A 6,077-nucleotide genomic window follows, 5' to 3' on the forward strand; every position below is an offset into this window, starting at 1 on the left:
TACAACAGTTTTGTAAATTTGCAATGTGTTTTTATAAAAGGAGTTTTAAAATGGAATATCGACAACTCGGCAATTCGGGGCTTCAGGTTTCGGCTATTGGGTTGGGGACCAATAATTTTGGCTGGCGCCTCGATGCGAGGAGTACGGCGCGTGTTATGGATCAGGCGCAGGATGAAGGTATTACGTTGATCGATACGGCAAATATGTACGGAGACACGCTGTCGGAGACTTATATTGGCCGGGCGATTAGGGGCAAGCGCGATGCGTTTATTCTGGCGACCAAGGTGTCGATGAGTATGGGCGATGGACCGAATATGAGCGGCAATTCGCGCTATCATATTCTCAAAGAGGTTGAGGATAGTCTTAAACGCCTCAATACGGATTATATTGACCTCTATCAGATTCACCAAACGGACGCCAATACGTCTATTGAGGAGACTTTGCACGCGCTTGACTATCTCGTTGCTCAGGGCAAGGTGCGCTATATCGGCTGTTCCAATTTTATGGCATGGGAGGTCTGCGAGGCGATATGGACTTCGCGCGCGAAGAATCTGGTTGCGTTTTCGACTGTGCAACCCCGCTATAGTATGCTTGAACGCGAGGTCGAGGCAGAGCTTGTGCCGTTTTGCAAGTCTTATGGTATTGGCATTTTGCCCTATTTTCCCCTTGCCAGCGGTTTTCTTACGGGTAAATATCGCCGGGATGAACCAGCACCCGAGGGCACGCGTTTGGCAGAGGGCGACCGCGGTATGTTTACGGATAAAAATTTTGATATTCTGGAGGCGTTGGAAGAGTTTGCACAGGAACGCGATCACACGATTCTCGATCTGGCTTTTGCATGGCTTCTCGCCAATCCCCGTGTGTGTTCTGTGATTGCGGGAGCTACTACGCCCGAGCAAGTCACGGCAAATGCCGCGACGGTTGGTTGGGATCTCAGTGATGAGGAGATGGAAGAGATTGATGAGATTCTCTCGCAGTAATTTGGAATTTAAAAGCAAGAGGGACGCGAAATGTTTCGCGTCCCTTTTTGTATTGGGTGTTACCTGTAGCCGCTCACTGTGCTTCATTCATTTCGATGACCCATTGCAATTGATGTGCCATCGCCACGCTGAAGTCAGCACCTAATCCCTTGCGTTCATACCGAATCTGTCCGTTCTGGTCGATGATACATGTATAGGGAATTTCATCGGAGCCAAACGCTTTTCGCATTTCCAGATCGCCCAGTGCAAAGGTTAAAAGCGGTGCGCTCTGGTACCGAAAGCTGGCGACCATATCCCGGCGCATTGAGCCGTCCAGGTCGATATTTACAGCTAAAAATTCGACATTTTGCTTGAGAAATTGCGCTTTGAGCTTTTGAAGATAGGGCAGTTCTTCAATGCATGGGCTGCACCATCCCGCCCAAAATGTTACGACTACAGCTTTGCCTTTTAAGTCTGCCGAAGTGATTTTCTCACCGTCCAGCTTTTGGACTGCAAAGGCCGGTGCAGGGCGTGATATGCGTTCTTTTTCGACGCGTTGGATAATTTTCTTATCCCACTCAGCTTTTAAGGTAGCATAAGCTTTGCTCATGCCTGCACCTGAACCGAATTTGCCAGCATAAGCCTGGCTCCACAGTTCTGCAATATCCCCGCGTATGACTGAGGTTAGCAATAGTTCTGAGGCGAGTTCATAAGCCTCTGTCCAGGCTTTTTGGTCGATATAGATCCGAAGTAAGTGGGTCTTTGCTCTATCTACTGACGCCTGCCGAGATGCCAGTTCCAGGTCGCCTAAATCTTCTCGGGTTTGCCAACCGCGTATCGCGGTTTTTATTTCTTGGACAGCATGGTCGTGTTGTCCAAGGAGTTGGTGAGCACTCGCCAATAGATCCCGGCAGATTAATTCTCTTTTACCGTAATTTTCCCATTTTTTCTGGTTCTGCAATGCTTCTTTTAATGCGTTTTGTGCATATAGAAGCGTTTTATCAGACCGAACTCCTTTGTCCACGAGTATCCGAGCAGCCGTTTCGTAAGCACCGTTAGCATGCATTCGCAATGCGAGCATTTTGTCAGAGAGTTCTATCAACAGGTGTGGATCATCGGTGACATGCTGGTAATAATTCAACAGGGTGATGGAGATGTCGCCTTTCAAAAAGGTGTTGGGATAATCTGCAAGCAGTTGTTCCAATCCCCGAATGCCTTCCCAATACTGCTCTGGGGTCTTGGGGAGGTACCCGGACGCAAATTGGCGAAATCGATTCTTTTCTTCTTTGGAATGGGTTGGCTGTTGTGCAAAACACAGAGAATATGCAATTAGACATATCACCAGATTTGCTACCAGTTTGCACTTGTTGAAATACATGCTGAGCCTCACTTTCTGTCTGTCCAAATTAGATTTAATTTCCGTATCTGGGCATTTTTTTTGGATTGATTTGCTCTTAGTTGCACGAAGTATATTCCGTCGGGAAGTCCTTGTTTAGATAAGAACGTCGTATAAGAACCGGGATTATGCATTTTATTAACCGGCCTGGCTACTATCATGCCCATATTATTGTAGCATTCGAGTTCTATAAAGACGGAGTCTGAATAAACGATTTCTGGAAGCCAGTACACAATTTTTACCAGTGAATCTTGTGGCGAAGTTTCCATTCTGAAGTCCAGTTTTTCTGTTTGTGTGTCGCCACTTGTATTGGTATCGGATTGGACTTCTTGTCGCGAGGATTCTACGCCCTCTGTTTCGTCAGCTTTCTCAGGAACGGATGGCTCATTTTGGGCGAGGTTTTCCAATTCAAGCTGTATTTGGGGCACCTGGGATGGCTCAGTGTTTTCTTGTTCTAAATTCAACACTGCCGAAATCCCACCAAAATACAATCCCGTTCCCGCGATACCTGCGCCGATGATACCCATTATTTTTATCATGCCTGTTCCTTTCAGTTTGGCGAGCAGACTTGCTTGCGTTGGTACTGCGTATAATAGCAGGGGTAATGCGGCTATTATTTTGCGCGTCAATTGAGGTGTCGGACGTTTTTCGCGGAGTGTGTCTTCTACCAATGGCATCAATTCGTCGCGCAAGCGATTGCGTGAAACTTGCAGGCGACCAGTTACTGTGCTTTCGGGGATGTCGAGAAATGCGGCGATTTCGGGATAGGTCATGCCTTCCATGTAGTGGAGCAATACCGCTTCCCGATAAATGTCTGGCAATGCATCAACGGCGGCTATAACGGTTTCTTTTGTTTCGGTTTTTTCCAGTGCTTCGTCGGGTAAGTCTGGCAATGGAAATTCCGATATTTCAGGTGTCACATCTTGCGATGTATCGTCGATTGAGATGATTGGGCGTTTTTGTTGAAGCCATTTGTTCGATAGATTGAGAGCAATTCCCCGCAGCCAACCGGAGAATTTTTCAGGCGATTTTAGAGACTTGAGGTGCATGTATGCCTCCACAAACGCATTTTGTACGATGTCTTCAGTTGCGGAAAAGTTGCGGATTCGACCAGCCACAAAGGCATAGATGCGCCCTTGATACGCCTCAACCAGCGGTTCGTAAGCTGTCTGGTCGCCAGACAATACTTTTTGTACTTGCTCTGCATCGCGTTTGCTCATTGTAACTCCAAAAAGACGATTGCTGTGCTGGGGACAGTCCCCGTGCCCCCGTATAGAGTCATTACGGGGCAGGCTCCCGTCTGTCATCGCGGCATGATTTTGAGCCGCGATCCAGAAGATTTTTAGCTGACCACTGCCTACTGACCACTGCCTACTGACCGCTTGTTTTCCGTCCGCTATATATATGTGACCCGAAAGCGCGGATTCCTAAATAAAAAAGCCCTGTGATCCAAGATACAGGGCTTTCTGGATTTTTGATAGTGTCCGCGTTATCCACGCGATGGCTCGGGCATTTCTTCTCTTGCGCGGGCGGAGAGTTCGGCGAGGTGACCATCGTGTGCCATGACTTGCTCCAGATGTTTTTTGCGTTCGGGTCCAGCGGTTGTGAGCATGATTTTTCCGTAAGCGCGATCATTCCAGAATCGCGCGCGTGCGGCAATCTGTGTTTTTAACAGTTCAATGTGTTCTTCATCTTCAGGAAAGCGTTCGCTGCAGTTGATGGTGAACATGCGCCGACGTGGACTGCCTCCAAAGGCCGCGTGTTTTAAGTTGTGATTGAATAAGACGACATCACCCGGATTGGTTTCCAGTGGTAGTGCAGGTATATCCGGTCCGTGAATGCCCCATTGTTCCTGAGAGTTTCGGACGGTGTTTTCGACATTATTTGCATATTGATCTTTGAGATGGTGACTTCCTGGGATGACGCGCAAACAACCCGTGTTGCGCGTTAAGTGATCCAGGTACAGGGCGATTTTTACAAATCGGATTTCCTTGCCCCAGCCATCCGAATGCCATTGCGTGTCTCCGGCATAGTAATTTCCGTCCGATCCCATGTAGTTGAAGTTTTCACCGAGTAATCCGGTCAGGATTTCTTTTATCCGCGGATCATCCAGGAGGGCGCACAGACGTTCGTGCTGGTCGATAAATGGCACAATGCACGATCGGCGTATGCCATCGTGCGGTTGCCCGTTGTGTCCACCCCCCCGTTGTGCCCATACCGTTTCAAATGCATCGATGATTTCGGCGATGCAATCCGACAATAACTCGGGAAATGCAAGAAATCCAAAGGTGTCAAAAAACGATTTTTTTTCTTCGGTGAGGATGCCCATCGCTCGCTCCTTGTAGTTGACCCGTGGAGAAACTTCTGTTAGATTGAAGCGTTTGATAAATACAGTTTTTCTTTTTTACTAATATATGAGGATAAATGCCATGCGCCAATATCTATTGTCCATCCCGATGATTCTGCTTTTGCTCGTTGGGACCGCTTCTGCACAAACGGTTAATTTTTCTCTACGAGGCCTCGACGGCAATACATATAGCGCTTCTGACTATCGCGGCAAAGTGCTCATACTTGCGGTCTTTGGGCATAGCTGACCAACCTGTAGAGCCGCGGGTCCGCGACTCGAAGGTTTATGGCAAGATTATAAAGCAGATCCCAATGTTGCTATGCTCGGTCTCGATGCCTGGAATGGCAGTCAGTCACAGGTTGACGGGTTTCGCAGGAACGGGGACATCACTTTTCCCTTGCTTCTAAACGCCGGTAGTTCTGCTCCGGCTCGGTATGAGAATTTCGTTGTGGTTCGTCCCAATGGGACTGCATTGCCCGTTATAGGTGGTCTGAGTTCAAGTTCTGTTACAAGAGTGAAAGACAGGGTTAATGAACTGTTGGCGCAAATACCGCCCCCTGTGCCGGCGATCAGTGTGCAGCAAACGGCAGTTGATTTCGGCACGATTGACGCGGGTCAACCGGATCAACAGACGATTACGATTCAGAATACGGGAACAGCACCTCTGGATATTACGGGTATTAAGGTTGATGGCGATGTGGCAGGTTTGACGTTTGAACCTTCTACGTTCACAGTAGAACCTGGCGATTCACAGACGATTACTGTGACGTTTCCGGGTTCGACGGTGGGTACGTTTTCAGGTAATATCACTATTTCAAGTAATGATCCGGATCGTGCGACACAGACATTATCCGTTTCTGTGATCGTTCAACCACCACCTGTGCCGGCGATCACTGTGCGAGAGACGACAATTGATTTCGGTACTGTTGCGTTTGAGCAACGGGTTCAAGAGACGATTACGGTTACGAATACGGGTACTGCGTCCTTAGAGATTACGGGTATTGAAAGTGATGTATCAGGTCTGATGTTTGATACTACGATGTTTACGCTGGAACCCAATGGTTCGCGCACAGTGACGGTGACGTTTCCGAGTTCTGCGGAAGGGACGTTTTCGGGTAAGATCACTATTTCGAGTAATGATCCGGATCGTGCAACACAGACCTTATCCGTTTCTGTGATCGTTCAACCACCACCTGTGCCTGTGCTTGCAGTTCAGGAGACGGCGGTTGAATTCGGTACTGTTGCGTTTGCACAGACGGTTCAAGAGACGATTACGATTACGAATACGGGTACTGCGCCTCTTGAGATCACGGGTATAGAGAGCGATGTGTCAGGTCTGACGTTTGAGCCTTCTACGTTCACACTATCTCCCAAT

Annotated in this window: 6 protein-coding genes; 3 read left to right on the forward strand and 3 right to left on the reverse strand. The window is 48.2% G+C overall.

Translation table 11 applies throughout. The annotated features are described in order from the left end of the window. Positions 1-50 precede the first annotated feature (50 nt). A complete protein-coding gene (locus tag OXG87_13795) occupies positions 51-980 on the forward strand; it encodes an aldo/keto reductase (protein ID MCY3870627.1) in 930 nt (309 codons plus the stop codon). Between the two features lie 73 nt (positions 981-1,053). On the opposite strand, the gene OXG87_13800 is transcribed toward OXG87_13795, so the two are convergent. The 3 genes from OXG87_13800 to OXG87_13810 all read right to left on the reverse strand — a co-directional run bounded on the left by OXG87_13800 (position 1,054) and on the right by OXG87_13810 (position 4,684). Then, positions 1,054-2,337, reverse strand: coding sequence for a TlpA disulfide reductase family protein (locus OXG87_13800; protein ID MCY3870628.1), 1,284 nt, complete (start codon positions 2,335-2,337; stop codon positions 1,054-1,056). Positions 2,338-2,345: 8 nt separating this feature from the next. Next, a complete protein-coding gene (locus tag OXG87_13805) occupies positions 2,346-3,575 on the reverse strand; it encodes an RNA polymerase sigma factor (GenBank protein MCY3870629.1) in 1,230 nt (409 codons plus the stop codon). Positions 3,576-3,844: 269 nt separating this feature from the next. After that, positions 3,845-4,684: a phytanoyl-CoA dioxygenase family protein gene (locus OXG87_13810; protein ID MCY3870630.1), complete on the reverse strand. Its 840-nt coding sequence runs from the start codon at positions 4,682-4,684 to the stop codon at positions 3,845-3,847. 100 nt (positions 4,685-4,784) lie between these two features. Between OXG87_13810 and OXG87_13815 the strand changes: the two genes are divergently transcribed. Together OXG87_13815 and OXG87_13820 are read left to right on the forward strand one after the other, a co-directional pair. Continuing rightward, positions 4,785-4,949 (forward strand): hypothetical protein, encoded by a 165-nt coding sequence (locus OXG87_13815; protein MCY3870631.1) that lies wholly within the window; start codon positions 4,785-4,787, stop codon positions 4,947-4,949. A gap of 72 nt (positions 4,950-5,021) precedes the next feature. Continuing rightward, positions 5,022-6,077, forward strand: a 1,056-nt coding sequence (locus OXG87_13820) for a choice-of-anchor D domain-containing protein (protein ID MCY3870632.1), incomplete at its 3' end; no start/stop codon positions are given.

Source organism: Gemmatimonadota bacterium (assembly GCA_026706845.1).
In the GTDB taxonomy this organism is placed as follows: Bacteria; Latescibacterota; UBA2968; order UBA2968; family UBA2968; genus VXRD01.

Coding starts and splice junctions, on each gene's coding strand:
- OXG87_13815 (MCY3870631.1), top strand. CDS start 4,785: ATGCGCCAATATCTATTGTCCATCCCGATGATTCTGCTTTTGCTCGTT.
- OXG87_13800 (MCY3870628.1), bottom strand. CDS start 2,337: ATGTATTTCAACAAGTGCAAACTGGTAGCAAATCTGGTGATATGTCTA.
- OXG87_13810 (MCY3870630.1), bottom strand. CDS start 4,684: ATGGGCATCCTCACCGAAGAAAAAAAATCGTTTTTTGACACCTTTGGA.
- OXG87_13795 (MCY3870627.1), top strand. CDS start 51: ATGGAATATCGACAACTCGGCAATTCGGGGCTTCAGGTTTCGGCTATT.
- OXG87_13805 (MCY3870629.1), bottom strand. CDS start 3,575: ATGAGCAAACGCGATGCAGAGCAAGTACAAAAAGTATTGTCTGGCGAC.